The organism is Pseudomonas fluorescens (genome assembly GCF_018614655.1).
Taxonomy (GTDB): domain Bacteria; phylum Pseudomonadota; class Gammaproteobacteria; order Pseudomonadales; family Pseudomonadaceae; genus Aquipseudomonas; species Aquipseudomonas fluorescens_BX.
Genome location: NZ_JAGGOG010000019.1, coordinates 28,571 through 54,995 on the forward strand (window position 1 = coordinate 28,571; position 26,425 = coordinate 54,995).

A 26,425-nucleotide genomic window follows, 5' to 3' on the forward strand; every position below is an offset into this window, starting at 1 on the left:
TCGGAGACTCGCCGTCATGGCTTTAGATCTATTCGTCGTACTCATCTACGCCGCCGGCATGCTGGTGCTCGGCTACTGCGGCATGCGCCGCGCCAATACCCATGAAGACTACCTGGTGGCCGGCCGCAACCTGGGCCCGACGCTGTACATGGGCACCATGGCCGCAACCGTGCTCGGTGGTGCATCCACCGTCGGCACCGTGCGCCTGGGTTATGTCCACGGCATTTCCGGGTTCTGGCTGTGCGCAGCCTTGGGCGCGGGGATCATCGCGCTGAACCTGTTCCTCGCCAAACCGCTGCTCAAGCTGAAAATATTCACCGTGACCCAGGTCCTGGAGAAGCGCTACAACCCCATGGCCCGCCAGGCCAGCGCGGTGATCATGCTGGCCTACGCACTGATGATCGGCGTGACCTCGATCCTGGCCATCGGCACCGTGCTGCAAGTACTGTTCGACCTGCCGTTCTGGATCTCGGTATTGGTGGGCGGCGGTGTGGTGGTGGTCTACTCGACCATCGGCGGCATGTGGTCGCTGACCCTGACCGACATCGTGCAATTCGTGATCAAGACCGTCGGGCTGATGTTTATCCTGCTGCCGATCTGCCTGTACCGCGTCGGCGGCTGGGACGAACTGGTGGCCAAGCTGCCCGCGTCGAATTTCAGCTTCACCGAAATCGGCTGGGACACCATCATCACCTACTTCATGATTTACTTCTTCGGCATCCTGATCGGCCAGGACATCTGGCAGCGAGTGTTCACCGCGCGAGACGAAAAGGTCGCCAAGTACGCAGGTACCTTCGCGGGCTTCTACTGCATCCTCTACGGCCTGGCCTGTGCACTGATCGGCATGGCGGCCCATGTGCTGCTCCCGGACCTGGACAACGTCAACAACGCTTTCGCCGCCATCGTCAAAGCCTCGCTGCCTGACGGCATTCGCGGCCTGGTGATCGCCGCCGCACTGGCCGCGATGATGTCCACCGCCAGTGCCGGCTTGCTCGCCGCCTCCACTGTGTTGACCGAAGACCTGCTGCCGCGCCTGCGGGGTGGTAAACAGTCGAGCCTGAATATCAACCGCCTGTTTACCCTGCTGACGGGTATCGCCGTGTTGGGCATTGCCCTGGTAGTGAGCGACGTGATCAGCGCCTTGACCCTGGCTTACAACCTGCTGGTGGGCGGTATGCTGATCCCGCTGATCGGGGCGATTTTCTGGAAGCGCGCAACCACCTCGGGTGCGATCACCTCCATGACGCTGGGCTTTGTCACGGCCCTGGCATTCATGATCAAGGATGGGCTGGACGCCAATACGCCGATCTATTACAGCCTCGGTGTGGGCCTGGTGAGTTTTGTGCTGGTGAGTTTGTTGTCTCGTCGGCCAGAGACGGCGGCTGTTCGCGCGGTCTGATAACGAAGCTTTCTTCAGCGGGTGCGACGTCGGTTGTCGCACCCGTTTTTTTACCTGATCTAGCGCTCGGCCCTGACAAATAGATCGTCGCATTCCTCACACGCAAAATATTGCTCCAGCGCCGGACACTCAATCACCCCGGTGGCTCCCGCCCTCACCTGCCACGTGCACGCTTGCCCCTGGTATTTCAACGTACCTTCAAGGTAACAAGGCGCCCACTCGTAGCGATCATGCAACGTGCGACTATCAATAGTTGCGGCGCGCTGGAAAAAATCCCGCACCTTGTTCCGATCAAGAGGGACGTCTGAAGGACGACAGCTTTGAGGTTCCAGAGACTGGAAGTGGGAGATGACGATGTCTTCTACGTTGTTTTTAAAGTCTGAGGCATGGGGGCTTACGCAGCCTGCGATAAGCACCACAATGCCCGACAACCGAAACCCGGACCTCATATGCACATCGCTCTGCTTTAAGGGAAGAAGCAACATAGGGCTTTAGAACAATGAAAATACTGGCGGGTACCGCAACAGGAAATGTCCGATCAGAACGGTTTCATAGTCAGACAAATTCAATAGTTCAGCGAAAACAAGATTTGGGGAATTTTAGCCTGCAGGCCCAGCCTCAGGGGCCAAAACAACCCTGAGTAACCCACCCGGCAGCGCTCGCACGATAAACCCAACCTTCGCGTGAGCGCCTTTCAGGACTTACCTGCGACGCGGCCGACGTTGCTCATCATCGGTGCGGATAGGCACCGGTTGCAGCGGAGGCTCGATCAAGCCAAGTGCGACGCCGAGGTCGTGCAGCCAGTTTTGCAGTTTCTCTTTCATGGTGCCCCCTTGGGGTAATGCCGAACGGCAGGGTTCTGTCGCCGTTTCATACCGATAATAGCCCTAAGTCCTACGTAATGCTTGCTTGAAAGCACAACGAACTATTACTGAATGGATCAAAATCCTGACGGATCGTTCAAGCAATCGCTCGGGTATCTTGTGCCGGTTCAACCTTGCCCTCTTGTTGCAGATCAATCCATGCATTGAGGTTAGCCCCGAGCATGCCCTTACGCCACATCAGCCAGGTGGTGGCACTGGCAAAAGGCTCCGCCAGCGGATGAACGGACACGCTGTCCTTGCCGGGCAAGCTCTCGAGCATCGATTCAGACATCAACGCCACTCCGGAACCGGCGATCACGCAGGCCAGCATGCCTTGGTAAGACTCGATTTCGATGGCCCGGCCCATGGCCACGCGGTCGTGGGAAAACCACGCCTCCAGCCGCGCCCGGTAGGAACAGCTGCGTCGGAAGGTGAACACCGAGCGCCCCGCAACGTCCTGGGGCCCGCGCACCGGCGAGTGATCAGCTTCGCAAATCAGCACCAAACGCTCCTCACACAGCGGCACGCCGTCCAAAGTCGCCAGAGCCAGCGGCCCGTCCACCAGCGCGGCGTCCAGGCGCCCGGTGATCAGGCCCTCAAGCAGCTCGCCACTGGGCGCCGATTGCACCTGCAAGTTCACCATCGGATAAGCCTTGTGATAGCGCGCCAGCAAGGTCGGCAAATGGATCGCCGCCGTGCTGTACATGCTGCCCAGGACAAAATCCCCGGCCGGCTGCCCGCCCTGCACGGCGCCATGGGCTTCATCATGCAAGGCCAATAGTCTTGTGCTGTAGTCCAGCAGGACCTTGCCGGCCGGCGACAACTGCAAGCGCTGGCGCTCACGAACAAACAACTCGACGCCCAACTGTTCTTCCATCTGTTTGAGCCGGGTCGACAGGTTGGACGGCACCCGATGCAGGCGCTCGGCGGCCCGAGTGATGGAGCCTTCCTCGGCCACGGCCTGGAAAATTCGCAATTGACTGAACTCCACACCATTCTCCTAAACAGAACAAGTTACTCACTATTATTCATTTTTAAAGAAAGTCAATCCGTCCTAGCCTAGTGGTTACTCGCTGCTTGCAGGAAACATTGACCATGTCACCCCTCATTCGCTTACTCGCCAGTTTTATCGCCCTGATGATGGCCATGGGCATTGGCCGCTTCGCCCTTACGCCACAAATGCCCCATTTGCTCGGTGAAGGGCAGATCGACCTGACACAGGCCGGCCTGATCGCGGCGGCCAACTACCTGGGCTATTTCGTCGGTGCGGTGGATTCGATGTTCGCCCGTAGCCATCACCATGTGCGTGGGCGGCTGCTCGGTGGATTGTGGTTGTGTGTGCTGCTGACCCTGGCTTCGTTCTGGGCCAATGGGTTCTGGTCGCACCTGTTATTGCGCTTTGGTACCGGCGTCGCCAGCGCCTGGGTGCTGGTGATGATCACGGGCTTGAGCCAGCCGCTGGCCATCGCCGCCGGTCGTCCACGCTTGGGGGCCTTGGTCTTTGCCGGACCAGGGCTCGGGATTTTTCTGACCGGGCTTCTGGCACTCGGCTCACACTTGCTGAATCAGACGTCTGCCACCTTATGGCTGATCTACGCAGCGGTCGCTCTGGTGATGTTGCTGGTGATTCTGCCGCTGCTGCCCCAGGCAAACGCCAGCACGACGCCCGCCGCCAACACTCAGGGTGGCACCAACGGCAGCATTGCGCGTTTGGGCTGGATCTATTGCCTCTACGGTCTGGGCTACATCATTCCGGCGACATTTCTATCGCAGATGGCCAGCGCCCAGTTCAAAGGTGCCTGGCAGGCTGATTTGTTCTGGCCGTGCTTTGGTTTGGCGTCGGCGATTGGCGTACTACTGGTCAGCCTGCGTCGGCACAACCCGAACGCCACCCGGCATTGGCTGATGGCGACGTTATGGCTGCAAGGTGCCGGCGTCTTCGTTTGCCTGCTGGGCAATGGCGTGGGGTTGGCGCTGGGGGTTCTGTTGTGTGGAATGCCGTTTTTGGCGTGTATGCAGTTGGTGATGCAACGTCTGCGTGAAGTCGCACCCCATGACACCCAACGCAATGCCGGCTTGCTGACTGCATGCTTCGCCGTTGGCCAACTGAGTGGCCCACTACTGGCGGCGGCGAGCAGTCACTTCAGTGGCGGGCTGCAACCCGCCCTGATCGTGGCCGGTAGCGGTTTGTTGCTGGCCGGCGCGCTGTTGCTGCGCCCCGCCGCAACTACCGTAACGGCCACAACCCCGCTCAACCAGTGACGTTGTCGAAGCGCGAAAGGGTGGTAATCAACACGACGGCAAACCGCAACCTTCTGCAGGAGCCGGCGTGCTCCTGCAAACAATCAGTCGCGATCAGCTCAGCTCAATACGATCCGCATGAATCACAATGTGCCCCTGCTTGTAGAGCGCACCAATGGCCTTCTTGAAGTTGCCTTTGCTGACGCCGAACAAACTGCTGATCAAGGCCGGGTCGCTTTTATCGCTGACCGGCAACGTGCCGTTGTTGTCACGCAACTTGGCGAGGATCTTCGAGTTCAGGCTGGAGGCCGCCTCTTCACCCACCGGCTGCAGGCTCAGGCTGATGTTGCCGTCGGCGCGGATTTCCTTGATAAAGCCTTTCTCTTCTTTGCCCGGGCGCAGGAACTTGAACACTTCGTTCTTGTGGATCAGGCCCCAGTGCTTGTTGTTGATGATCGCCTTGAAGCCCATATCGGTGGCTTCGGCAACCAGCAGATCAACTTCCTGGCCGACTTTGTAGTTGGCCGGGGTCTTGTCCAGGTAACGGTCAAGGCGTGCAGTGGCGGTGATGCGCTTGGTGTGTTTGTCGAGGTAGACATGCACCACGCAGTATTCACCGGCAGTCATCTGACGCTTTTCTTCGGAATACGGCAGCAACAGATCCTTGGGCAGCCCCCAGTCCAGGAACACGCCGATGCTGTTGACTTCAACCACTTTCAGACTGGCAAATTCACCCACCTGCACTTTTGGCTTTTCGGTGGTGGCGATAAGTTTGTCATCGCTATCCAGATAAATAAAAACGTTAAGCCAGTCTTCATCTTCACTGGGAATATCTTTGGGAATATAACGATTAGGCAGGAGGATTTCGCCCTCTTGATCACCGTCCAGGTACAAACCAAAGTTAGTGTGTTTAACCACTTGCAAGCTGTTGTAGCGTCCGACTAAAGCCATTTCCAATACCCTCGTTACGTGGGCGGCATTCTACCCGAGTTTGGCGACAACGGAGCCCCGACCGGCCCCACAGCCCTGAAAAATCATGGGCTGGACTGACCTTTTCCTATCAAGTCTCCGCTCGTCTGGTCAGTACGGTACATTTGGCCGATGATCGAGGTCGCTTTTTACTCGCAGGTTTCTAGTTAAAACAGCGAGTTAGGCGCTTATTTCAAACATCAACTTCGGTATTTCAGAACAGCGCCGCTTATTTCAGGGGGATATTTACCGAGCAATTGTCAAGCTTTTCATGTACGATGCTTGGCCAAGTTAATTTTCTACAGGTTAGTGGCCGCCATGCGTGTAAAAGCATCCAACAGCAAAGCAAAGCCAGCTCCCGCCGTTGAAACCAGCGAATCGATCAACAGCCAGATTGCTGCTTTCCTCAAGTCCGGTGGCGAAATCCAGCAGATTGCTAAAGGCGTGAGCGGCCAGACTTTCGGCCCGTCCAAGCAGATCACCCTCGGTAAAAAGTAATACCCGCGCATGACACCTGGTCCCTAAGCGCTTTGCCTTCCAAGGCGCTAGGACTAGAGCCCGAAATCCCCCTTTGATCCACCTTCTATTGCGCTAATCGACGAACGGGCCTCAGCACCAGGCTTTCGCCGGTATGCTTGCACACGTCTAAATCGGGCGTTTACCTGATATTTCCTGTTACTGCTCCTCGCTTTCCACGGAGTGAAGCATGCTCAAGACCTGCATTTTCCTGGCCTGCGCCCTATTGGCCAGCCCCCTCGCCGAAGCGCAGGTTTTCCAGCGTGAACTGGGGGACTTCGACCTCAAGCTAGGCACCACCCCCAGTCGCAGCATGGCCCAAGGCCTGGTCAAACCCACGTCTGCCGGTAGCGATTCTTTCCACGGTGGCCTGGACCTGTCCCACGACAGCGGCCTGTATTTCGGCCAATGGTCGCCCAGCATGGGACTTTCATCGACCACCAACCTTGAAGTCGACTCCTACATGGGCTTCAAGCGCCCTTTCGATCAGACCCTGGGCTATGAACTTGGGATGATTCACTACAGCTATCCAAAATTGAGCCCCCTCGACAGCCAAGAGTTCTATGGCGGCCTGACCCTGCTGGGCAATCGTTTTGGCGCGGCCTTCAGCAACGACCCGGACCGCCGCGACAGCACGCTGTTTGCCGACTTGGGTGGAACCCAGCCCTTCGGCATCGGCGTCAGTATCAAGTACACCACCCATCAGTTGGGCAGCCCGGTGTCGGTGAGCGATGGCGGCTCGATTTCCAGCTTCAGCGACTGGTCAGTGAAGTTCTCGCGGCCGTTCATGGGCGTCGATCTCAACCTGATCTACAGCGACTCCAGCCTCAGTGGCGGCGACTGCTCGGCCTACTCCGGACACAACTCGCAATGTGACGGCCTGTTGACCTTGAAGGCCGAGCGGTCGTTTTATTGATGGGCTGAACTGTCGCCGTCGCGATGGGTTCAGATGAACTACCCCATCTGCGCAAGGACTCGCCCATGCTGCGTCGGTTAAAACTACTGGTGGTCCTGCTGACCCTGAGCCTCGTGCTTGCCGGCTGCAATCGGGTGGGCCTGGCCTATCGTAACCTCGACGTGATCATCCCCTGGACCCTCAACGACTACCTGGATATGAACGCCGGGCAAAAGAGCTGGTTCAACGACACCCTCAAGGAACACCTGGCCTGGCATTGCACCACCCAACTGCCGGGCTACCTGGATTGGCTGGACCGTCTGCAACAGATGGTCGACAACAACCAGGTCACCGACGCCGCCCTGCAAATCCGCACCGAAGAGGCCAAGCAGGCGATTGCCGAAGTGGCCCGGCAAATTACCCCGTCGGCGACCGAACTGTTGCGTGGGCTGGACGATCAGCAGGTCAACGACATGAAACAGGCGTTGGCGAAGGATCTGCGCAAACGCCAGAACGAATACCTCAAGCCACCACTGGAACAACAGATCAAGGAACGCGGCGAGCGCATGATCAAGCGCCTGGACAGCTGGCTCGGGCCGCTTAGCCCCAGCCAGCAGAATCGAGTGATAGCCTGGTCGATTACCCTGGGTGACCAGAACCAGCAGTGGATCGGTAATCGCGCCCATTGGCAGGCGCAGTTCATCGCAACGGTGGAACAACGCCAGAGCAGCGACTTCCCGCAGAAAATACAGCAACTACTGGCGGACCGTGAACGCCTGTGGACGGCCGACTATCGTCAGGCTTATGCCCAGACGGAACAGCAGGCCCGCAGTCTGATCGTTGACCTGATGGCCGAAAGCACCGTGCAGCAACGGCAGAAGTTGGTACAAAAGATCGACAAGGTACGCAGTGATTTCAAGGCGCTCAAATGTTTGCAAAGCGCCTCACTTTAGACCCAGCGCAATTCACTGCGATCCTCACCTTCCGCCCCGGTGTAATCAGCACCCGCTGTCCGAAAAGCCGGATTCAGGCTATCTGCGCTTTGGATGCCACTTCATCAAACGTCGCCGGATCCAGCGCATCCATCTGTTCATCCAGTACCTGGCGCGGGTGATCGTTGCCCGGAATACAGCTGTCGATCAGGCTCAGTAACTGAGAGCCACGGGCCGTCAGGATGAAGTTTTCGCCATTGCCGCCCTCATCCTCGGGACGCGACTCGATAAAGCCACGGTCCAGCAGCAGCTTTTCGTATTCGGTGGCGGTGTTTTTCAGTTCATCGAGATTGACGGTAGGCTCGCCTGCCGTAGCCTTTTGCGCGGCGTGCTGTTCGGCATATTTGCGCGGAGCAAAGCTGTTACCTGCACCGTTTTGCACTTCATGGAGCAAGCGTTCGAGTAAATCCCAATTGTAAATCCTCATCGTGATTTCTCCTTCAGGCACACGGAGTGGATGCCCTTCACAGCTTGTGACAGACGCTGCCGGCTGCCGTTCAGCCAGTCGGACAGGCGTCATTACGCTGAACTTTTGCGCTGCCCTCCCCCTCAACTGAACATCACCGCCATGGAGTTCAGAACGATGAAAACCCTGCTGAATATGGTCGTTGCCGCCACGCTGCTGGCTGCTCTGCCCGCCTGGGCATGCACTCCGGAAGAAGCCACCGCCAAGCGCGAGCAACTGGCCAAGGAAGTGAGCAAACTCACTGAACAGAACCCGACCAAAGCCAAGGAGATAAACGAAGAGCTGCAGCACATGGACTTGGACACTGCCAGCGCCGACCTGCCGGACAAGTGCCAACTGATCGACAAACGGCTCCAGGAACTGGGCGAGGCCGCTGCCAAAGCCAAAAACTGAGGGCGAAAAAAAACCGGACAGCGTCCGGTTTTTTTATGGATCAAGCCTTACTCGGCAGCAGGCGCTTCTGGCTTGCGGCGCTTGAGCGGGGCCATGCCGTCCTTGCTGACCAGCGACAGGTTGTCGGTCTTCGGTCGATTGGCGATCTTGCGCTTGGTCGGCGACTTGGCGCCGGTTTTCTTCTTGTCGCCCTTGGCGTCGACCTTTTTCTTCTTCACGCCAACAGCCTTGCCCGACGCCTTGACCTTTTTCGGTCCGCCGTAGGTGCCTTTGACTTCCTTGATCGTGCGGCGCTCGAAAGACTGCTTCAAGTAGCGCTCGATGCTCGACATCAAGTTCCAGTCACCGTGGCAGATCAGCGAAATGGCCAGGCCATCGTTGCCGGCGCGGCCGGTACGACCGATACGGTGCACGTATTCGTCGCCGCTGCGAGGCATGTCGAAGTTGATCACCATATCCAGGCCATCCACGTCCAGGCCGCGAGCAGCGACGTCGGTGGCAACCAGGATCTTCACGCCGCCTTGCTTCAGGCGATCGATGGCCAGCTTACGGTCCTTCTGGTCTTTCTCACCGTGCAAGACAAACGCCTTGTACTCCTGAGCCACCAGGCGGCCGTAGATACGGTCGGCCATGGCCCGGGTGTTGGTGAAGACAATGGCCTTCTGGTAGGTCTCGTTGGCCAGCAACCAGTTGAGGATCTGTTCTTTATGCACATTGTGGTCAGCAGTGATGATTTGCTGACGGGTAGTGGAGTTCAGGTCGCTGACGCTGTTGACCTGGAGATGCTCAGGGTTGTTCAGGACCTTGGCGACCATGTCGCGCAAGGTCGAGCCACCGGTGGTGGCCGAGAACAGCATGGTCTGCTGGCGATTGGTGCACTCTTGCACCAGGCGTTGCACGTCATCGGCAAAGCCCATGTCGAGCATGCGGTCAGCTTCGTCGAGGACCAGGACTTCAACTTCCTTGAGGTCCAGGTTGCCGGCGTTCAGTTGTTCGATCATCCGACCCGGCGTGCCGATCAGAATGTCCGGCACCTTGCGCAACATGGCGGCCTGGACCTTGAAGTCTTCACCGCCGGTGATCAGGCCGGACTTGATGAACGTGAACTGGGAGAAGCGTTCCACTTCCTTCAAGGTCTGCTGGGCCAGTTCGCGGGTCGGCAGCAGGATCAGGGTCTTGATGCTGACGCGGACTTTCGCCGGGCCAATCAGACGGTTGAGGATCGGCAGGACGAAAGCAGCGGTCTTGCCACTCCCGGTTTGAGCCGTCACCCGCAGGTCACGCCCTTCGAGCGCGAGCGGGATGGCCGCTGCTTGCACAGGCGTTGGCTCGACAAATTTAAGCTCGGCCACAGCTTTGAGCAGGCGTTCGTGCAGGGCGAATTGGGAAAACACGGGTGCTACCTCGAAGAAATACAAAAAAACAGCTGCATAGAGTAACGGTTTCGGGCGCTCAGGCCGAGTTTCTTTACGCGAACAACGCTAATCAGGCGCTTTTTTGTCAGGGGATTTGTCCGCAGCACTAACTTTGAAGCACTTCAATGCTCTAATCGCCCCGTCAGTCCTACAGAAGAATCGCTTTAGCCCATGGATATCAAACAGCTCTGGCTCAACGTCCAAGACTTATGGGGTGCCCTCGATCAGCACCCACTGCTGCATTCAAGCCTCGCGCTGGTGGTGTTGCTGGTGGTGGCCCTGCTGCTCGGACGGGTGGCACGTTACCTCATCCTCCACGCCGTCAAACTGCTGGGTCGGCAACCGTCCCTGCACTGGCTCAATGACCTGCGGCACAACAAGGTCTTCCATCGTCTGGCGCAGATGACGCCGTCCCTGGTCATTCAGTTCGGCCTATACCTGGTGCCGGAGCTGAGCAAGACCAGTACCGTGTTCATCAGCAACGTCGCCCTGGCATTCACCATTCTGTTCCAGGTCCTGGCCCTGAGCGCCCTGCTCAATGCCCTGCTGGATATCTACGCTCGCACGGAACACGCTCGCACCCGCTCCATCAAGGGCTATGTGCAGTTGGCGAAAATGGTGCTGTTCGTGTTTGGCGCCATCATCATCGTCGCCACCCTGATTGACCGCTCGCCGCTGTTGCTGCTCTCAGGCTTGGGCGCCATGTCGGCCGTGATTCTGTTGGTCTACAAGGACACCCTGCTGTCATTCGTCGCCAGTGTGCAACTGACCAGCAACGACATGCTGCGGGTCGGTGACTGGATCGAAATGCCTCAGGTCGGTGCCGACGGCGACGTGGTGGACATCACGTTGCACACGGTCAAGGTGCAAAACTTCGACAAGACCATCGTCTCTATCCCCACCTGGCGGCTAATGTCCGAGTCGTTCAAGAACTGGCGCGGCATGCAGGCCTCGGGTGGGCGGCGGATCAAGCGCAGCCTGTTTATCGACGCCAGTGGCATAAGGTTCCTGCGGGACGATGAAGAGGTGCGCATGACTCAGGTGCACCTGCTGACCGATTACATCGGCCGCAAGCAGGCGGAATTGAAAGCCTGGAACGAAGCCCAGGGCCACAGCGCGCAGTTGACCACCAACCGTCGACGGATGACCAACCTGGGCACCTTTCGTGCCTACGCATTGGCCTATTTGAAAAGCCATCCGGACATCCAGCCGAACATGACCTGCATGGTCCGCCAGATGCAGACCACCGCCCAAGGCGTGCCGCTGGAAATCTACTGCTTCACGCGAACCACGGCGTGGGCCGATTACGAGCGGATCCAGGGCGATATCTTCGACTATTTGCTGGCGGTGCTGCCGGAGTTTGGCCTGAGCTTGTACCAACAGCCCAGCGGCAATGACTTGCGGGCCAGCCTGTTTCCGGTGAAACAGAACGCCAGGGCCGTGGAAGCCCTGGAAAACTGATATCGATTGCTGCGAGGGGTGCTACGAGCGCTGGAACTGCGGATCGCCCGTCAGTTGGAACAGCAACTGAGCCCCCTCACTTTAGAACACCCGTAAGACTGATCAGGCCGCCGACTTTACGCCAGGCCCGGACTTTATACCCAACCGGCTGATCCACACCGCTCCCAGAATCACCATCCCACCAAGGAACAACCGCCCTAAAGGTTCATGCTGATTCCAGATCAACAGGTTAAGCAGCAAGCCCACCGGCACATGCAGGTTGTTCATCACCGCCAGGGTGCCGCCGTTGACCAGGCAAGCGCCTTTGTTCCACCAGTACAACCCCAAGGCTGTGCTGACCAGGCCGAGGAACACCAGCACACCCCATTGCAACGGCGCTTCAGGCAAGAAGTTGGCCTTGCCGAACAGCAGGAACGCCGGTAATGCCACCGCCAACGCCCCCAGGTAGAAGTAACCAAAACGCCGATAGTGCGGCAGATCGCTGGGGTGACGGGCCACCAGGTGCTTGTACATCACCTGCCCGGCGGCATAGGTGAAGTTGGCCAATTGCAGCAGCAGGAAGCCCATGAAGAAGTTCGGCGTGATCTGGTCGAAGCGAATCACTGCCGCTCCCGCCACCGCCACCAAGGCCGCAATCAGCGCCCAAGGGTTAAAGCGCCGATTCAAGGCGTCTTCGATCAGGGTCACATGCAGTGGGGTCAGGATGGTGAACAGCAACACTTCCGGCACCGTCAGCACGCGAAAGCTCAAGTACAGGCAGACATACGTCACGCCAAACTGCAGGGCGCCGATCAATAACATACCGCGCATGAACGCGGGCTCCACGGAGCGCCAGCGGGTCAACGGGATAAATACCAGGCCGGCCAGCAGCACGCGCACCAATACCGCGAAGTAACTGTCGACGTGACCCGCCAGATACTCGCCGATCAAGCTGAAGGAAAATGCCTGGATCAGGGTGACAATCAGTAGGTAGCCCATGTTCGCCTCATATCGAATGGGCGGGACCTTAGCGGTTTTCGAACACTTGCGAAACTCAAGGCAAAAAAAACCCGATCTCGCTAAAGCGTCAATCGGGCAGGAGCACTCAGGAGCAACAAGTGCAAAGGGAGGTTCGATACGCGTACTTGAAGGGTTGCGTGGCCATATATAAACAGCGGGCGATTATCTGGAGATTAACAATCAGGCCACCTGGGCCAGCAGTGCCTTGGCCTGGTTCAGGCCCTTCTCCTGGAAGTCACCACCCATGTTCACTCCTTCGGCATGAATGAAGGTGACATCGTGGATGCCGACAAAGCCCATGACCTGGCGCAGGTAAGGTTCCTGATGGTCACTGACGCCGCCGGCATGAATGCCACCGCGTGCGGTCAGGACAAAGGCGCGCTTGCCATTGAGCAGACCCTGGGGACCGGTGGCGGTGTACTTAAAGGTCACACCCGCCCGCAGCACATGGTCGAGCCAGGCCTTGAGCGTGCTGGGAATAGCGAAGTTGTACATCGGCGCGGCCATCACCAGCACGTCGGCCGCCAGCAGCTCATCGGTCAATTCATTGGAGCGGTCCAGTGAGGCCTGTTCAATATCGTTGCGTTGTTCGGCCGGCTTCATCCAGCCACCCAGCAGGTTAGCGTCCAGATGCGGCACCGGGTTGATGGCCAGGTCACGCACAGTGATCTGATCGGCTGGATGGGCGACCTGCCACTGGCTGATGAACTGTTGGGTCAGTTGACGGGAGATTGAATCCTGCTGACGGGCGCTGCTTTCAATAATCAGAACACGGGACATGGCTATGTAGGCTCCATCGGTAAATGCTGTAAGTCGATGGAGTGAAGGTTAAACAGAGCCCATTCGATAAAAAAGCGTAAAAAACTGCTATAACCCATCTATAAATTTGTTTATAAGCGGAGTATTGCTGTCGGCGTGCTCCGCTTATGCGTTATTTCGGTGCGCAGGTCAGGGCGATGCGCATCTTGATAATGTCGCGGGTGAACTTGGCCGTGGTGTTGGTGCTCTTCCCCGCCGGAACCGTGACCTGGCGAGTGCGAGGGGATTCCGGGCCGTTGGTGAAGACTACCTTGCACACCGCGTCGTTAGTGCCGTAGTTGTTTAGCTGGATCGAACTGATATCGCTGTCAACATCAGATGCCATGTAATCGACACTGACGCCATCGGTCTTTTTTGTCACGTCGATGGGATAGGCAAATGCACTCAGCGGCAGCAGCGTCAGCAGTACACAACAGAATTTTCTCATTCGGCAGTCTCCAGTAAGGACTGTCAGCTTAGGACAAGAGGAGCTCATCTTGAAAGCGCCCCGCGTTACCCTTGATCAATGGCGCACGCTGCAGGCCGTAGTCGACCATGGTGGTTTTGCCCAGGCGGCCGAAGTGCTGCACCGTTCACAATCCTCGGTGAGTTACACCGTGGCCCGCATGCAGGACCAATTGGGCGTGCCATTGCTGCGCATCGACGGGCGCAAGGCCGTGCTGACCGAAGCCGGCGAAGTGCTGCTGCGTCGCTCCCGGCAACTGGTGAAAAATGCCAGCCAGTTGGAAGACCTGGCTCACCACATGGAACAGGGTTGGGAAGCCGAAGTGCGCCTGGTGGTCGACGCCGCCTACCCCAGCGCCCGACTGGTGCGCGCCCTGACCGCCTTTATGCCGCAAAGCCGTGGTTGCCGCGTACGCCTGCGCGAAGAAGTGCTGTCCGGCGTCGAGGAGCTGCTGCTAGACGGCATGGCCGACCTGGCCATCAGCAGCTTCATCATTCCTGGCTACCTGGGCACCGAAATGAGCGACGTGGAATTTATCGCCGTAGCCCATCCAGAGCACTCATTGCATCGACTGAACCGCGAATTGAGTTTCCACGACCTGGAAAGCCAGATGCAGGTGGTGATCCGCGATTCCGGCCGCCAGCAGCCGCGAGACGTCGGCTGGCTTGGCGCCGAACAGCGCTGGACCGTCGGCAGCCTGCCCACCGCCGCCACCTTCGTCAGCAGCGGCCTGGGCTTTGCCTGGCTGCCCAGGCACATGATCGAACGTGAACTCAAGGAAGGCCTGCTCAAGCAGCTCCCCTTGGAGAAAGGCGCCAGCCGCAACCCGGCGTTTTACCTGTATTCAAACAAGGACAAACCCTTGGGCCCCGCCACGCAGATTCTCGTCGAGCTGCTACGTACCTTTGACACCGCACCGCTGGACGCACCTTTTGCCGCACCGCAGCAAGCCTGAACAGGAGTTCATCAATGGCCTATTTCGAACATGAAGGTTGCACCCTGCATTACGAGGAATATGGCCACGGCACACCGCTGATCCTGATCCACGGCCTGGGCTCCAGTTGCCTGGATTGGGAGTTGCAGGTGCCGGTGTTGGCACAACATTACCGGTTGGTCGTCGTGGACACACGCGGTCACGGCCGCTCCGACAAACCCCGGGAGCGCTACAGCATCCCGGGGTTTACCGCCGACCTTGTAGCGCTGATCGAGCATTTGCATCTGCCCTCTGCCCACGTGGTGGGCCTGTCCATGGGCGGCATGATCGCCTTTCAATTGGCCGTGGATGAACCCCAGTTAGTCAAGAGCCTGTGCGTCGTCAACAGCGCGCCTCAGGTCAAGGTCCGCACCGCCAGCGATTATTGGCAGTGGGCCAAACGCTGGAGCCTGGCGCGAGTCCTGAGCTTGAACACCATCGGCAAAGCCTTGGGCACGATGCTTTTTCCCAAACCTGAGCAGGCCGAACTGCGGCGCAAGATGACCGAACGCTGGGCAAAAAACGACAAACGTGCTTACCTCGCCAGCTTCGATGCGATTGTTGGTTGGGGTGTACAGGAACGACTTTCCAGGATCACCTGTCCAACCCTGGTCGTCAGCGCCGACCACGACTACACCCCGGTGGCGCAGAAAGAAATCTATGTAAAACTGCTGCCTGATGCACGGCTGGTGGTGATCAACGATTCCCGCCATGCCACGCCCTTGGATCAACCCGAGGTCTTCAATACCACCTTGCTCGATTTTCTGAATACCGTCGAAACCACTACCCAGGATCACTGACCCATGCTGAAAAAAATCGCATTCTTTGCAGGCTCCGTTCTGTTTGCTGCCAACCTGATGGCCGCTGAACCTGCCAAGGCGCCCCACGTATTGATCACCACCACCAATGGCGAGATCGAAATCGAACTGGACCCGGTCAAGGCTCCGATCAGCACCAAGAACTTCCTGGCCTATGTCGACAAGGGTTTCTACACCAACACCATTTTCCACCGTGTGATCCCGGGCTTTATGGTCCAGGGTGGCGGGTTCACTGCGCAGATGTCGCAAAAACCCACCGAAGCACCGATCAAGAACGAAGCCAGCAACGGCCTGCATAATGTACGTGGCACCTTGTCCATGGCCCGTACCAACGACCCGAACTCGGCCACCAGCCAATTCTTCATCAACGTCGCGGACAATGCGTTCCTTGATCCAGGCCGCGATGCCGGCTACGCAGTCTTCGCCAAAGTCGTCAAAGGCATGGACGTGGTCGACGTCATCGTCAACTCGCAAACCACCACCAAACAGGGCATGCAAAACGTGCCAATCGATCCTGTCCTGATCAAGTCGGCCAAACGCATCGACTGAGGTCTACAGGGAGTTTCGCGCGGTACCCACAAGGCACCGCGCGTATTTGAACAGGAGAGCCCGCCCGGCGGGCGTCAGACCTAATGCTCTATCGTCGTTTTGAACAACTGATCGATATTTTCCGCGACGCCCCTACCGCGTCTCCTCCCGATAAAGTCCTGCCGTTCTACCTCTATTACCTGCGTCAGGTGTGGCCATGCTTTGCCGCGCTGCTGGTGGTGGGCCTGATCGGCGCACTGATCGAAGTGGCGCTGTTCAGCTACCTGAGCCGCATCATTGACTTGGCCCAAGGCACGCCGCCACCCGACTTCTTCCAGATTCACGCTACCGAGCTGATCTGGATGGCGGTGGTCGCCTTGCTGCTGCGTCCGATCTTCGGCGCACTGCACGACTTGCTGGTACACCAGACCATCAGTCCCAGCATGACCAGCCTGATCCGCTGGCAGAACCATAGCTATGTGCTCAAGCAGAGTCTGAACTTCTTCCAGAACGATTTTGCCGGGCGTATTGCCCAGCGCATCATGCAAACCGGCAACTCCCTGCGGGACTCGGCGGTAGCGGCGGTGGATGCCATCTGGCACGTGGCGATCTACGCCATCAGCTCTCTGGTGCTGTTCGCCGAGGCTGACTGGCACCTGATGATCCCGCTGGTCACCTGGATCGTCTGCTACAGCCTGGCTTTGCGTTACTTCGTCCCACGGGTCAAGGAACGCTCGGTAATCTCCTCCGAAGCACGCTCCAAACTGATGGGACGGATCGTCGACGGCTACACCAACATCACCACCTTGAAGCTGTTCGCTCACACCCATTTCGAGCAGAACTACGCCAAGGAAGCCATCGTCGAGCAGACCGAGAAAACCCAACTGGCCAGCCGTGTCGTCACCAGCATGGACGTAGTGATCACCACCATGAATGGCCTGCTGATCGTCACCACCACGGGCCTGGCCCTGTGGCTGTGGACCCAATCGATGATCTCCGTCGGCGCCATCGCCCTGGCTACCGGCCTGGTGATCCGGATCGTCAACATGTCCGGCTGGATCATGTGGGTGGTCAATGGCATCTTCGAGAACATCGGCATGGTCCAGGATGGCCTGAAAACCATCGCCCAGCCGGTCGCGGTCAGCGACGTGGAAAATGCCCCACCCCTGAGCGTGCCCCACGGAGAAGTGCGTTTTGAGCAGATGGATTTTCACTACGGCAAGAAAAGCGGAATCATCGGCGGCCTGAACCTGGAGATCAAAGCCGGGCAAAAAATCGGCCTGATCGGCCCGTCCGGTGCAGGCAAGTCCACCTTGGTCAATCTGCTGCTGCGCCTGTATGACCTGCAAGGCGGTCGCATCCTGATCGACGGCCAGAACATCGCCGAAGTCGCCCAGGAAAGCTTGCGCGAGCGCATCGGCATGATCACCCAGGATACCTCGCTGCTGCACCGCTCGATCCGCGACAACCTGCTGTACGGCAAGCCCGACGCCACCGACGAAGAGCTCTGGGCCGCCGTCCACAAGGCTCGCGCCGACGAGTTCATCCCGCTGCTGTCGGACTCCGAAGGCCGCACCGGCCTGGATGCCCACGTCGGCGAACGTGGCGTGAAACTCTCCGGCGGCCAGCGCCAGCGGATTGCGATTGCCCGGGTACTGCTCAAGGATGCGCCGATCCTGATCATGGACGAAGCCACCTCGGCCCTCGACTCGGAAGTGGAAGCAGCGATCCAGGAAAGCCTGGAAACCCTGATGCAAGGCAAGACCGTAATCGCCATCGCCCACCGGCTCTCGACCATTGCCCGGATGGACCGGTTGGTGGTGCTGGAGAAGGGGCAGATCGCCGAAAGTGGCAGCCATGCCGAGCTGCTGGCTCATCGCGGGTTGTATGCGCGGTTGTGGCAGCACCAGACGGGAGGTTTTGTAGGAATCGACTGACGCCCACTGTCTCAAAATCCGAACAATTCTGACAGTTTTTCTCTATCAAACTGGTCATACGCCATAATCCTGCTGTACTGCAATCAGGATTCAGGAGGATCCTGACATAAGCGGCAAGGAAGCTTCACCGACCAGTTAATCAGATAGAGCAATCTATTAAGGACGTGTTCATGTCTTCTCTGTTCAAACGTTCCGTTACGGAAGGATTAGGTACGTTTTGGCTGGTGTTGGGCGGCTGCGGGAGTGCGGTATTGGCCGCATCGTTCCCCAACGTCGGGATCGGTCTGCTTGGTGTGGCCCTGGCATTCGGGCTCACCGTGCTGACCATGGCCTATGCCATCGGGCATATCAGCGGGTGTCACCTCAACCCGGCAGTATCCGTGGGGCTGGTAGTGGGCGGGAGGTTTCCGGCCAAGGAGTTACCGGCGTACATCGTATCTCAGGTTATCGGCGCCATCGTCGCGGCTGCTCTGTTGTACTTCATTGCCAGCGGCAAACCTGGTTTTGAACTGGCCGGCGGCCTGGCTTCCAATGGCTATGGCGAGCATTCACCGGGTGGTTACTCGATGGCTGCGGGCTTTGTCACTGAGCTGGTGATGACGGCGATGTTTGTGCTGATCATCCTCGGCGCCACCGACCGTCGTGCCCCAGCTGGCTTGGCGCCGATTGCCATTGGCCTGGGGTTGACGCTGATCCACCTGATCTCGATCCCCGTCACCAACACTTCGGTCAACCCGGCGCGCAGTACTGGCCCGGCGCTGATTGTCGGCGGCTTGGCACTCCAGCAGTTGTGGATGTTCTGGGTCGCGCCGATCCTCGGTGCAGTGGTCGGCGGTGTGGTCTATCGCTGGTTGGGCAAAGAAGAGAAAGCCTGAGCCAAACGGGTTCAGCCCTGCCGATAAGGCAGGGCTGTTCTCGCCTCCTCGGCATACGCCAGGATCCCAACCCGCTCCCGTTCCAGAAAGTCCGCCACTGCCGTCTTCAAACCGGGATGGCGCAGGTAGTGCCAGGAATGGGTGATGACCGGCTCGAACCCACGAATCAGTTTGTGCTCGCCCTGGGCACCAGCGTCGAAACGCTGCAAACCGTGGGCAATCGCGTAATCCATTCCTTGATAGAAGCATGTCTCGAAATGCAGGCGGTCGAACTCCGCCAGGCAGCCCCAGTAACGACCATAAAAACTGCCGCCGCCGATCAAGCTGAAGGCCATCGCTACAGGCCGTGACCCTTGTTTGGCCAGCACCACGCGAATCGCTTCAGGCATGCGTTCGGCCAACAGGCTGAAAAAGGCTCGGGTCAGGTACGGCGACTGCCGGCGCACGGCATAAGTATTGGCGTAGCAGGCATAGACAAAATCCCACTGCGCCTCACTCAGCTCATGGCCTTGCAACCACTCGAACTCGATGCCCTGCCCCGCCACCTGTTCACGCTCCTTGCGCATCTGTTTGCGCTTGCGCGAACTCAAGGCGTCGAGAAAGTCCTGGAAGTCTCGATAGCCACGGTTCTGCCAATGAAACTGGCAACCCAGTCGTTGCAACCAACCGGGCTGCCCGGCCAGGGCGCTGTCGGCCAACTCATCGGTGAAGTTGATATGGGCACTGGAAAGACCTTCGATTTCCAGGTAGCCAGGCAGGCTTTTGAGCAGCTCAAAACCGTCCTCGACACTGGCCACCAGCAGGCGCGGCCCACTCACCGGGCTGAAAGGAACGGCCGTCAGGAGTTTGGGGTAGTAGTCGATACCGGCACGCTCGCAGGCATCGGCCCAACCATGGTCAAAGACGTATTCGCCATAGGAATGCCACTTGCGATAGCTCGGCAGAGCGGCAATCAGGCGCCCCTCTTCATAATGCAGCAGGTGTTCGGGCTGCCAGCCGGACGGCGGACCGAGGCTGGCGCTGTCCTCCAAGGCACTGAGGAAGGCATGGCGCAAAAAAGGCTGGTCGATGGGGACCAGTGCATTCCACTCTTCGGGGGTAATCTCGGACAGGCTATTCAAACGTTGTAACGGCATCCCATTCCCCGACGGTCATGGCTTTTGTGGGAGCGAGGGGGACGCCAAGTCCTGGCTCGCGATGGTCGTTAATAATAACGTGACCATTCTGACAGAACACGGCGACCTTCGGGTTCTTCGCGAGCAAGCTCGGTCATAAAGAGAGGCAAGGCGTTTTCAAAGGCATAGAGCTGGAGGTGGGCTTTACGTCTATCGTCCTCTCACATCTCGCACACGGCTGCGTATACGTTGTAGCGCTCCGTCCAAGTGTCGAGCTTTGAAAGTATGCGTTCTCTTACCCCTCTAAGCCGCCTATGACTTATCATCTTTTTTGACTGCGGCCTCGATGTATTTATCAGAAAAAAAATGCCTTGCGACTTTTATCTCCGGGCGATACATACCATTAACAAGTTTATTTATTTGATTCTCCCCTGCGCTTTCAAGAAGGCGCCGTCCTGATTCTGGTGGAAGCTTACGCAGATCACGAATAATAGACAGCCCGATGCCCGCCTTCATATCTCCACCGGAAAAAACAGTTTCAAAAGGCTGCAATGTACGCTTGGATAAAACACTGTACTCCTCGGCACTAAGTCCTTCGATGTGACGATCCAAATTAGGTGTTTTAGCAAAACGCATCTCGACCAAACTTAGCCAAGCTGCGTCCTTAAATACAGGCTCATCAAAATCGAAACGAAAGGTTGTACCACCAAAACGGCTGCTTGGCTTTTTCGGCTCGACGCCTGCTTCCAGCGCAAAAAATACAAAATCATCATTCCCCAGCAATTTTATATCTTCTTGCGGTGAGTTTTCCGCATTAAAGATAATATTACGATCAATCAATTTCTGGCGAGAGAACAGAGCAACGCTATCATCTTCCCGCTTTACAGGTGCCGCAGTACTATGAGTTGCAAATAATGGCACTTCAAAAAACCTTTCTAGAAACCCCTTTTCCTCAGTCGTTAAGCTGCCTAATTCTTTACGCAGGCTTTGAAGATTACTTTTTGAAAGGCTATCAATATGGTTCTTTTCCGCCTGCGCAGGAACATCTTTCCAGAGCGTCCCATTATGGATCATTTTTGTATGGGATTTCCCACTTACAAAACCACGCAGCGCTTTAACTACTTGGCGAGAAGCCACATCTTTTTCCACCGCGGAATTGCTACTAAAAGAATCATTCCGAGATACTCCATAAAGGTCGTTGGCTTCACCCAGGACTACCTTACGAGTGATGCCATTATTCTCTGTAACTTCGGCAGCCCTCTCGCCAATGGAGTCTAAAGAGGTACTGGAAATATGAGCCGGACTTATACTAGGCATTGTGATAACTCGCGAGTCCATGGGAAAGCTTATGTGATGGATATAGTGATTTAGAAACTACCGGTGGATAGCTCATGGAAAACCTTCGAGAGCAATCCATTACCCAATCAATCAATCCACTTAATTCCTCACTTAATAATTGAACCGATACATCTTCATCCAAAACATGACTCATCGCCACCATCGCACCCGACGCTGAGTTAAGTCCAACAACTGCTGTATCTTTATGCAAGAAATCAAACTGAGTCTCGAATAGAAAATTGCGCCAGGACTCCACCTCCGCACTATTCATAGACGGCCCTGATAGTTCACAAAGAATAGTAATACCTCCCCGGGCGCGATTATCATAAACTGCAAATTTCAGACCCTCGACCCTCAACTGGCACATACGATAACGATCAAACGTTAAATCTGACAAACCGAGTTTAAGCCCAAACCTTTGCAAAAAATCGTCATGTTTTTTCATGCTTGATCGCTCCTACCTAGCCGATCAAGCAATAGGCCATAAACAATGAGATACCTGTACCTAGAAGCTTCCAAAACAGTAAGCATAATATTAACTCCGAAATTTATTAAAATTCATATCAGAGCATCCATGCGAAACCTCTGACAATGGAAGCCTACAGCCGTTCTGTGCCACCGAGCGAAAAACGCAACTCAACCGTTACTGAAAAATTCAATAAAATACAACTGGAACCAAAAACACCAACCTAACCACAAACAAACCTTAAAATATTATCCCGCCAAGACTTACATCCGATAAGGCCTAATAGAAAACTATAGTTCCATGAATATTTTCAGGCATGAAAAGACATCCAAAAATACGTTAAAAGCAATCACTGAACGTGATCAATCCCAACCAGGGTATACCTGCCACTTTGGATAATCGGTCATGGATTGATGTGAAGCAGCAGCCCTTGGTGTTTGAGCGGCGACACCAGACCGCCAAGTGCAATGTTTGGCGCACCCAAAAAAAACCCCGCCAAACGGCGGGGCAAAAAACGAGGAGCGCTTTAACGGATGAAGGAAGAGCGCTTTGTGGCTGTGTCGCAGATTACTTAAAACACGTACTGCACGCGCGCTACAAAGTTGTCACCACTGTCATCGCCATTGGCGTTCTTGATCTTGTCAGTGCTGACTTTGACGTAGTTGGCCGAGATCTTGACGGACTCGTTGGCGTACCAGTTGACCCCGATGGTGTTCAGGTTGGCCTTGGCGTCGCCGGTTTCACGGGTAGCGCTGTTGCGAACGACGTTCTTGTCGTCAACGCTGATGTTGTCGTAGCGATAGAACACTTCCCACGCCCCGTACTGCTTGTTCTCGGGCTTGATGGTGTCGAACTTGGCGCCGTCGAGTTTGTAGACACGGGCTTCGCCGGTCAGGGTGTAAGCCACTTGGCCGTAGAAACCGGTGGCTTTCACATCCTGGTAGGCGCTGCTGTCAGCCTTCATCTTGCGGTTCAGGTATTCGGCCTGCAGGGACAAGGGACCTGTGGCGAAAGCGAATTCGCCGCCGAACACAGTGTCGGTGTCATAGGCATCGGTGCTGGTCAGGTTGCCAGAATCCAGGCCCACGCCGCCGCCGAAGGTGGCACGGTTACCATTAGAGCCGGCGTCGTTGCCACCCGCAGTCGATACGCCACGAGCGCCGAGGCGCGGACGGATGCGAGAGTCGAAAGCAGTGTCTTTCAGGTCACGTACTGCAACATCCAGACCTACGTGCAAGACGTTGCCGGTTTCATGCATCGGCGCGAACACGGCACGGCCGTTGAATTGCTTCACGCCCTTGCCGTCCTCGTCGTTGATGTCTTTGGAGGCAACGCTGGCGGACAAGTAAGCCATGTCGGCCACTACCGAGCTGATCTGGATGCCCATGCCGTTTTCATGGGAGTTGATCCAGTCGGCCAATTCGTAGGCCGAGTTACGCTCGATGCCCGTGACCCACTTGGAACTGGTGGCTTTTTCCAGGCCGAAGTCCGCATCGAAACGGCCGACACGGATGGCGACCGGCTTGAAGCCCACATAAGACATAGACGCTTCGTCGAAGTAGCCGTCGTCGGAGCTGCCGGAGTTGTGGGAGAAATCGTAGCTGATCTGGTATTTGAAATCCTTGTACAGAGTGCCACCCAGTTCCAGGTAGGCGCGACGGAAGTAAGTGGCGTCGGCCGAGTCACCGTTCTTGGTGTAGAAACCATCAAACGTGCCGTAATCGGCTTGCAGACGACCACCCAGTTTGAAGCTGAAGTTCTGGTCGGTAGTAGCAACCTCAAGGCCGCCCTTGGTTTTGACTACGATATCGGCGCCGTCAGTAGTGACAGTACCAGCGAAAGCCTGGGCGGTAACAGCCAGGGCCAGGGCGCTGGCCGCAAAACCGGCGAAGTGCTTACGGATCATCGAAGAATTCCCCTAATTGATGGTCTTGTGCATTGGCAAAACACGCGGGTCATGCCCGCTGGTGTTGGGTGGGGATCTTGGCGAGGAGATATTTCAGACGGGTTGCTGCAACATAAAGATTTTGTTACATGGGAACTTTTTTATAGCGACTGGAAATAAGCGAAAAGCCACGCCCCGTAAGGCTCTCATGGTAAAAGGTGCTAAAAATGGCAGATGAAACAAGATGTAAAAAACCTGACAAAAATGAAATGTTTTTTAAGAAAATGATTTTCAGAGCAAAAAAAACCCGCGTCCGGAGCCGGCGCGGGTTGGGGTGTTGCTGTAAAAATTGCCAGGTTATGACGGGTCGCGGGAGCGCTCGGCGGCCAAGCGTTCAGCCAACTCGTCGACACCCGGCACAGGTGGCTCGGGCATGACCCGCAAGGTGGCTTGCATCAGGCGCATCTGGCGGATAAAGCGCCGGCAATTAGGACAGAACATCAGGTGATGACGCACCAGCAAGCGTTCGCGAAAGGTCAGTTGCCCATCGAGATAGTCACTGGAACGTGCCACTTGTTCTTTACAGGTCAACATTCGCCGGTTTCCTCAAAATGTTCCACGGTGGCGAAAACTTTAAGCCGTGCCCGATGCAACAGCACACGAACATTGGAGAGCGAGATCTCCAGAAGATTACAAATCTCCTCCAGCTCCAATCCCTGGCGCTCGCGCAACAGCAATACGCTGCTTTGCAATTCAGAAAGACTCAACAGCGTGTGCTCCAGGCATTCGCGCAGTTCATTTTCGGTGAGCAACGCTTCAGGTGTGTCCTGGTGCCAGGCAAACGGTGCGACCAACCAGTGACCATCCTCCGGCACGAAGCGATCATCACCGAGGGTACCGTGAGGCGACGGCAGGTCATCCAGCAGGACTTCCCGGCGATTTTGTTTGTAACGGCCTTTGGCAGCGTTGGCGGTAATCGTCAGTAGCCAGGTCTTGAGGCTGGAACGTCCCTCGAATTTGCCCAGGTTGCGCACCACCGAGAGCCACGCGTCCTGCACCACTTCATCAGCATGACGCTGGCCAACAATGGCGTAGGCGACAGCGCGCATGGCGCTTTGATAGGTGGTGACCAGTTCCTTGTAGGCACGCTGCTCGCCCTTGAGCAGTCGTTCGAGCAGGTGCGAGTCGTCCGCTGCTGCCATTCAGACCTCGGTACAAACACATTTCAAGATAAGCACACAGCCAGTGTGGGGCCGGGCTTACCAGCTCCCACACTGACCGCGTCGCTTCGTTAATCAGCGCTTGCGCAGAATCACGCTACCAATCGAATAGCCCGCGCCAAAAGAGCTGAGTACCGCCACAGCGCCCTTGGGCAAGTCATCCTGGTAGGTGTGAAACGCAATCACGGAACCCGCCGAACTGGTATTGGCGTAAGTATCGAGGATCACCGGCGCTTCTTCCACCGTGGCTTCGCGACCCAGCAGTTTCTTGACGATCAGGTGGTTCATGCTCAGGTTGGCCTGGTGCAGCCAGAAGCGCTTCACGTCATCCACATTCAACTGGTTTTCCGCCAGGTGCTTGCCGATCAACTCGGCGACCATCGGGCAGACATCACGGAAAACTTTGCGGCCTTCCTGCACGAACAGCTTGTCCGGTGCACCAATGCCCTCTTCCGCTGCGCGATTGAGGAAACCGAAGTTATTGCGGATGTTATTGGAGAACGTGGTCAGCAGCTTGGTGCTGACCACATCGAACTGGTGCTTGGACGTGGCCAGGTCGGCCCGCTCGAGGATCACCGCCGTGGCTGCATCACCGAAGATGAAGTGGCTGTCACGGTCGCGAAAATTCAGGTGACCGGTACACACTTCCGGGCTGACCACCAGGATCGCCCGGGCCTGGCCCAGCTGGATGCTGTTGCACGCGTTCTGGATGCCGAAGGTCGCGGAAGAACAAGCCACGTTCATGTCGAAGCCAAAACCCTCGATACCCAAGGCTTCCTGAACTTCGATGGCGATGGCCGGGTAAGCGCGTTGCAGGTTGGAGCAGGCAACGATCACACCGTCGATATCGGCAGCGGTCTTGCCGGCGCGCTGCAAGGCTTGCTCGGCAGCGCCGACCGCCATCTGGCAGAGGACCGACCACTCGTCGTTGGAACGCTCGGGCAGGCGTGGCGCCATACGCTGGGGGTCGAGAATACCGGCCTTGTCCATGACAAAGCGGCTCTTGATGCCCGAAGCCTTTTCGATAAAGGCGGCGCTGGATTCGGTCAGTGCCTGCACCTCACCGCGCTCGATGGCCGCTGCGTTATCCAGGTTGAACTGTTGTACGTAAGCATTGAAAGACTGCACCAGCTCTTCGTTGGAGATGCTGTCGGCCGGGGTGTACAGGCCTGTGCCGCTGATGACGACGTTATGCACGGTCGTTCCTCTAAATCTGTTCAGGCAGATAGTATTGGCACCGTCGTACCAAACCGTAAGTAGTTCTATTCCGCCCCGCGGACATCAAACTGGAAACGCTTTATTCCATCGCGTCGCGGCTGCAACAGCCCTTTTCGACGATCCCGGCATTTATAACAGCGAAGTTTGCCATAAAGCCGGGGGTTTGGCGCCATTTGCAA

The 26,425-nt window shown here is 57.0% G+C and carries 27 protein-coding genes; 12 read left to right on the plus strand and 15 right to left on the minus strand.

The window, feature by feature from the left end; genetic code table 11:
• Positions 1-16: 16 nt before the first annotated feature.
• Positions 17-1,399 (plus strand): sodium:solute symporter, encoded by a 1,383-nt coding sequence (locus tag J7E41_RS19775; protein ID WP_214995426.1) that lies wholly within the window; start codon positions 17-19, stop codon positions 1,397-1,399.
• A gap of 701 nt (positions 1,400-2,100) precedes the next feature.
• Here J7E41_RS19775 and J7E41_RS28360 read toward each other — a convergent pair.
• Complete coding sequence (locus tag J7E41_RS28360; protein WP_003210728.1) at positions 2,101-2,223, minus strand: PA1414 family protein; 123 nt, start codon at positions 2,221-2,223, stop codon at positions 2,101-2,103.
• Between the two features lie 136 nt (positions 2,224-2,359).
• A complete protein-coding gene (gene ptrR / locus J7E41_RS19780) occupies positions 2,360-3,253 on the minus strand; it encodes a putrescine utilization regulator PtrR (protein ID WP_214995428.1) in 894 nt (297 codons plus the stop codon).
• Between the two features lie 104 nt (positions 3,254-3,357).
• Between ptrR and J7E41_RS19785 the strand changes: the two genes are divergently transcribed.
• Positions 3,358-4,524, plus strand: coding sequence for an MFS transporter (locus J7E41_RS19785; RefSeq protein ID WP_214995430.1), 1,167 nt, complete (start codon positions 3,358-3,360; stop codon positions 4,522-4,524).
• Between the two features lie 93 nt (positions 4,525-4,617).
• Here the strand turns inward: J7E41_RS19785 and J7E41_RS19790 are convergent, their stop codons facing one another.
• Positions 4,618-5,454, minus strand: coding sequence for a CvfB family protein (locus J7E41_RS19790; RefSeq protein WP_169353434.1), 837 nt, complete (start codon positions 5,452-5,454; stop codon positions 4,618-4,620).
• Between the two features lie 336 nt (positions 5,455-5,790).
• Here J7E41_RS19790 and J7E41_RS19795 point away from each other — a divergent pair, with 336 nt between their 5' ends.
• From J7E41_RS19795 to J7E41_RS19805, 3 genes are all read left to right on the plus strand, one after another.
• Positions 5,791-5,970 carry a hypothetical protein gene (locus J7E41_RS19795; protein WP_034146402.1) on the plus strand — a complete coding sequence of 60 codons (180 nt, stop codon included), beginning with the start codon at positions 5,791-5,793 and terminating at the stop codon, positions 5,968-5,970.
• A 208-nt stretch (positions 5,971-6,178) separates the two neighbouring features.
• Entirely contained in the window at positions 6,179-6,904 is a 726-nt protein-coding gene (locus J7E41_RS19800) for a TorF family putative porin (RefSeq protein WP_214995432.1), read from the plus strand.
• 65 nt (positions 6,905-6,969) lie between these two features.
• Positions 6,970-7,836, plus strand: a complete 867-nt coding sequence (locus tag J7E41_RS19805; protein WP_214995433.1) for a DUF6279 family lipoprotein — start codon at positions 6,970-6,972, stop codon at positions 7,834-7,836.
• A 73-nt stretch (positions 7,837-7,909) separates the two neighbouring features.
• Here J7E41_RS19805 and J7E41_RS19810 read toward each other — a convergent pair whose 3' ends face one another.
• Positions 7,910-8,302 carry a transcriptional regulator gene (locus J7E41_RS19810; protein WP_214995435.1) on the minus strand — a complete coding sequence of 131 codons (393 nt, stop codon included), beginning with the start codon at positions 8,300-8,302 and terminating at the stop codon, positions 7,910-7,912.
• A 156-nt stretch (positions 8,303-8,458) separates the two neighbouring features.
• On the opposite strand from J7E41_RS19810, the gene J7E41_RS19815 reads away from it, so the two are divergent.
• Positions 8,459-8,734 carry a hypothetical protein gene (locus J7E41_RS19815; RefSeq protein ID WP_214995437.1) on the plus strand — a complete coding sequence of 92 codons (276 nt, stop codon included), beginning with the start codon at positions 8,459-8,461 and terminating at the stop codon, positions 8,732-8,734.
• A gap of 47 nt (positions 8,735-8,781) precedes the next feature.
• Here the strand turns inward: J7E41_RS19815 and J7E41_RS19820 are convergent, their stop codons facing one another.
• A complete protein-coding gene (locus J7E41_RS19820) occupies positions 8,782-10,128 on the minus strand; it encodes a DEAD/DEAH box helicase (protein ID WP_169353419.1) in 1,347 nt (448 codons plus the stop codon).
• A 192-nt stretch (positions 10,129-10,320) separates the two neighbouring features.
• Here J7E41_RS19820 and J7E41_RS19825 point away from each other — a divergent pair, with 192 nt between their 5' ends.
• Complete coding sequence (locus tag J7E41_RS19825) at positions 10,321-11,610, plus strand: mechanosensitive ion channel family protein (protein ID WP_214995439.1); 1,290 nt, start codon at positions 10,321-10,323, stop codon at positions 11,608-11,610.
• A gap of 102 nt (positions 11,611-11,712) precedes the next feature.
• Here J7E41_RS19825 and J7E41_RS19830 read toward each other — a convergent pair whose 3' ends face one another.
• The 3 genes from J7E41_RS19830 to J7E41_RS19840 form a co-directional block, all read right to left on the minus strand.
• The gene (locus J7E41_RS19830) at positions 11,713-12,588 is read right to left on the minus strand and encodes a carboxylate/amino acid/amine transporter (RefSeq protein ID WP_214995441.1); all 876 of its coding nucleotides are present in this window, start codon (positions 12,586-12,588) and stop codon (positions 11,713-11,715) included.
• Between the two features lie 201 nt (positions 12,589-12,789).
• The gene (locus tag J7E41_RS19835; protein WP_214995443.1) at positions 12,790-13,389 is read right to left on the minus strand and encodes an FMN-dependent NADH-azoreductase; all 600 of its coding nucleotides are present in this window, start codon (positions 13,387-13,389) and stop codon (positions 12,790-12,792) included.
• Between the two features lie 151 nt (positions 13,390-13,540).
• Positions 13,541-13,855 carry a 3-phosphoglycerate kinase gene (locus tag J7E41_RS19840; RefSeq protein WP_214995445.1) on the minus strand — a complete coding sequence of 105 codons (315 nt, stop codon included), beginning with the start codon at positions 13,853-13,855 and terminating at the stop codon, positions 13,541-13,543.
• 49 nt (positions 13,856-13,904) lie between these two features.
• Here J7E41_RS19840 and J7E41_RS19845 point away from each other — a divergent pair, with 49 nt between their 5' ends.
• From J7E41_RS19845 to aqpZ, 5 genes are all read left to right on the plus strand, one after another.
• The gene (locus tag J7E41_RS19845; RefSeq protein ID WP_214995447.1) at positions 13,905-14,828 is read left to right on the plus strand and encodes a LysR family transcriptional regulator; all 924 of its coding nucleotides are present in this window, start codon (positions 13,905-13,907) and stop codon (positions 14,826-14,828) included.
• A 14-nt stretch (positions 14,829-14,842) separates the two neighbouring features.
• A complete protein-coding gene (locus J7E41_RS19850) occupies positions 14,843-15,646 on the plus strand; it encodes an alpha/beta fold hydrolase (RefSeq protein ID WP_214995449.1) in 804 nt (267 codons plus the stop codon).
• Positions 15,647-15,649: 3 nt separating this feature from the next.
• Positions 15,650-16,213, plus strand: coding sequence for a peptidylprolyl isomerase (locus J7E41_RS19855; RefSeq protein ID WP_214995451.1), 564 nt, complete (start codon positions 15,650-15,652; stop codon positions 16,211-16,213).
• 83 nt (positions 16,214-16,296) lie between these two features.
• Positions 16,297-18,129 carry an ABC transporter ATP-binding protein gene (locus J7E41_RS19860; RefSeq protein WP_214995453.1) on the plus strand — a complete coding sequence of 611 codons (1,833 nt, stop codon included), beginning with the start codon at positions 16,297-16,299 and terminating at the stop codon, positions 18,127-18,129.
• 170 nt (positions 18,130-18,299) lie between these two features.
• A complete protein-coding gene (aqpZ, locus tag J7E41_RS19865; RefSeq protein ID WP_169353428.1) occupies positions 18,300-19,004 on the plus strand; it encodes an aquaporin Z in 705 nt (234 codons plus the stop codon).
• A gap of 11 nt (positions 19,005-19,015) precedes the next feature.
• Here aqpZ and J7E41_RS19870 read toward each other — a convergent pair whose 3' ends face one another.
• The 7 genes from J7E41_RS19870 to J7E41_RS19900 all read right to left on the minus strand — a co-directional run bounded on the left by J7E41_RS19870 (position 19,016) and on the right by J7E41_RS19900 (position 26,225).
• Entirely contained in the window at positions 19,016-20,140 is a 1,125-nt protein-coding gene (locus J7E41_RS19870; RefSeq protein ID WP_214995455.1) for a GNAT family N-acetyltransferase, read from the minus strand.
• Between the two features lie 291 nt (positions 20,141-20,431).
• The gene (locus tag J7E41_RS19875) at positions 20,432-21,436 is read right to left on the minus strand and encodes a hypothetical protein (protein WP_214995457.1); all 1,005 of its coding nucleotides are present in this window, start codon (positions 21,434-21,436) and stop codon (positions 20,432-20,434) included.
• Entirely contained in the window at positions 21,429-21,902 is a 474-nt protein-coding gene (locus J7E41_RS19880) for a CesT family type III secretion system chaperone (RefSeq protein WP_214995460.1), read from the minus strand. Before J7E41_RS19880 ends, J7E41_RS19875 begins: the two co-directional genes overlap by 8 nt.
• Before the next feature lie 592 nt (positions 21,903-22,494).
• A complete protein-coding gene (locus J7E41_RS19885; RefSeq protein ID WP_214995462.1) occupies positions 22,495-23,829 on the minus strand; it encodes an OprO/OprP family phosphate-selective porin in 1,335 nt (444 codons plus the stop codon).
• Positions 23,830-24,165: 336 nt separating this feature from the next.
• On the minus strand, positions 24,166-24,402 hold the full coding sequence (locus J7E41_RS19890; RefSeq protein WP_214995464.1) for an anti-sigma factor family protein: 237 nt from the start codon (positions 24,400-24,402) through the stop codon (positions 24,166-24,168).
• Complete coding sequence (locus tag J7E41_RS19895) at positions 24,396-25,010, minus strand: RNA polymerase sigma factor (RefSeq protein ID WP_214995466.1); 615 nt, start codon at positions 25,008-25,010, stop codon at positions 24,396-24,398. The genes J7E41_RS19890 and J7E41_RS19895 overlap by 7 nt, the downstream gene beginning before the upstream one ends.
• 93 nt (positions 25,011-25,103) lie before the next feature.
• Positions 25,104-26,225, minus strand: coding sequence for a beta-ketoacyl-ACP synthase III (locus J7E41_RS19900; RefSeq protein ID WP_214995468.1), 1,122 nt, complete (start codon positions 26,223-26,225; stop codon positions 25,104-25,106).
• Between the last annotated feature and the right edge of the window lie 200 nt (positions 26,226-26,425).

Bases quoted from the DNA above. Each gene is read 5' to 3' on its own strand.
- J7E41_RS19775 (WP_214995426.1), top strand. From the start codon at position 17: ATGGCTTTAGATCTATTCGTCGTACTCATCTACGCCGCCGGCATGCTG.
- J7E41_RS28360 (WP_003210728.1), bottom strand. From the start codon at position 2,223: ATGAAAGAGAAACTGCAAAACTGGCTGCACGACCTCGGCGTCGCACTT.
- J7E41_RS19785 (WP_214995430.1), top strand. From the start codon at position 3,358: ATGTCACCCCTCATTCGCTTACTCGCCAGTTTTATCGCCCTGATGATG.
- J7E41_RS19790 (WP_169353434.1), bottom strand. From the start codon at position 5,454: ATGGCTTTAGTCGGACGCTACAACAGCTTGCAAGTGGTTAAACACACT.
- J7E41_RS19795 (WP_034146402.1), top strand. From the start codon at position 5,791: ATGCGTGTAAAAGCATCCAACAGCAAAGCAAAGCCAGCTCCCGCCGTT.
- J7E41_RS19800 (WP_214995432.1), top strand. From the start codon at position 6,179: ATGCTCAAGACCTGCATTTTCCTGGCCTGCGCCCTATTGGCCAGCCCC.
- J7E41_RS19805 (WP_214995433.1), top strand. From the start codon at position 6,970: ATGCTGCGTCGGTTAAAACTACTGGTGGTCCTGCTGACCCTGAGCCTC.
- J7E41_RS19810 (WP_214995435.1), bottom strand. From the start codon at position 8,302: ATGAGGATTTACAATTGGGATTTACTCGAACGCTTGCTCCATGAAGTG.
- J7E41_RS19815 (WP_214995437.1), top strand. From the start codon at position 8,459: ATGAAAACCCTGCTGAATATGGTCGTTGCCGCCACGCTGCTGGCTGCT.
- J7E41_RS19825 (WP_214995439.1), top strand. From the start codon at position 10,321: ATGGATATCAAACAGCTCTGGCTCAACGTCCAAGACTTATGGGGTGCC.
- J7E41_RS19830 (WP_214995441.1), bottom strand. From the start codon at position 12,588: ATGGGCTACCTACTGATTGTCACCCTGATCCAGGCATTTTCCTTCAGC.
- J7E41_RS19835 (WP_214995443.1), bottom strand. From the start codon at position 13,389: ATGTCCCGTGTTCTGATTATTGAAAGCAGCGCCCGTCAGCAGGATTCA.
- J7E41_RS19840 (WP_214995445.1), bottom strand. From the start codon at position 13,855: ATGAGAAAATTCTGTTGTGTACTGCTGACGCTGCTGCCGCTGAGTGCA.
- J7E41_RS19850 (WP_214995449.1), top strand. From the start codon at position 14,843: ATGGCCTATTTCGAACATGAAGGTTGCACCCTGCATTACGAGGAATAT.
- J7E41_RS19855 (WP_214995451.1), top strand. From the start codon at position 15,650: ATGCTGAAAAAAATCGCATTCTTTGCAGGCTCCGTTCTGTTTGCTGCC.
- J7E41_RS19860 (WP_214995453.1), top strand. From the start codon at position 16,297: ATGCTCTATCGTCGTTTTGAACAACTGATCGATATTTTCCGCGACGCC.
- aqpZ (WP_169353428.1), top strand. From the start codon at position 18,300: ATGTCTTCTCTGTTCAAACGTTCCGTTACGGAAGGATTAGGTACGTTT.
- J7E41_RS19870 (WP_214995455.1), bottom strand. From the start codon at position 20,140: ATGCCGTTACAACGTTTGAATAGCCTGTCCGAGATTACCCCCGAAGAG.
- J7E41_RS19875 (WP_214995457.1), bottom strand. From the start codon at position 21,436: ATGCCTAGTATAAGTCCGGCTCATATTTCCAGTACCTCTTTAGACTCC.
- J7E41_RS19880 (WP_214995460.1), bottom strand. From the start codon at position 21,902: ATGAAAAAACATGACGATTTTTTGCAAAGGTTTGGGCTTAAACTCGGT.
- J7E41_RS19885 (WP_214995462.1), bottom strand. From the start codon at position 23,829: ATGATCCGTAAGCACTTCGCCGGTTTTGCGGCCAGCGCCCTGGCCCTG.
- J7E41_RS19890 (WP_214995464.1), bottom strand. From the start codon at position 24,402: ATGTTGACCTGTAAAGAACAAGTGGCACGTTCCAGTGACTATCTCGAT.
- J7E41_RS19895 (WP_214995466.1), bottom strand. From the start codon at position 25,010: ATGGCAGCAGCGGACGACTCGCACCTGCTCGAACGACTGCTCAAGGGC.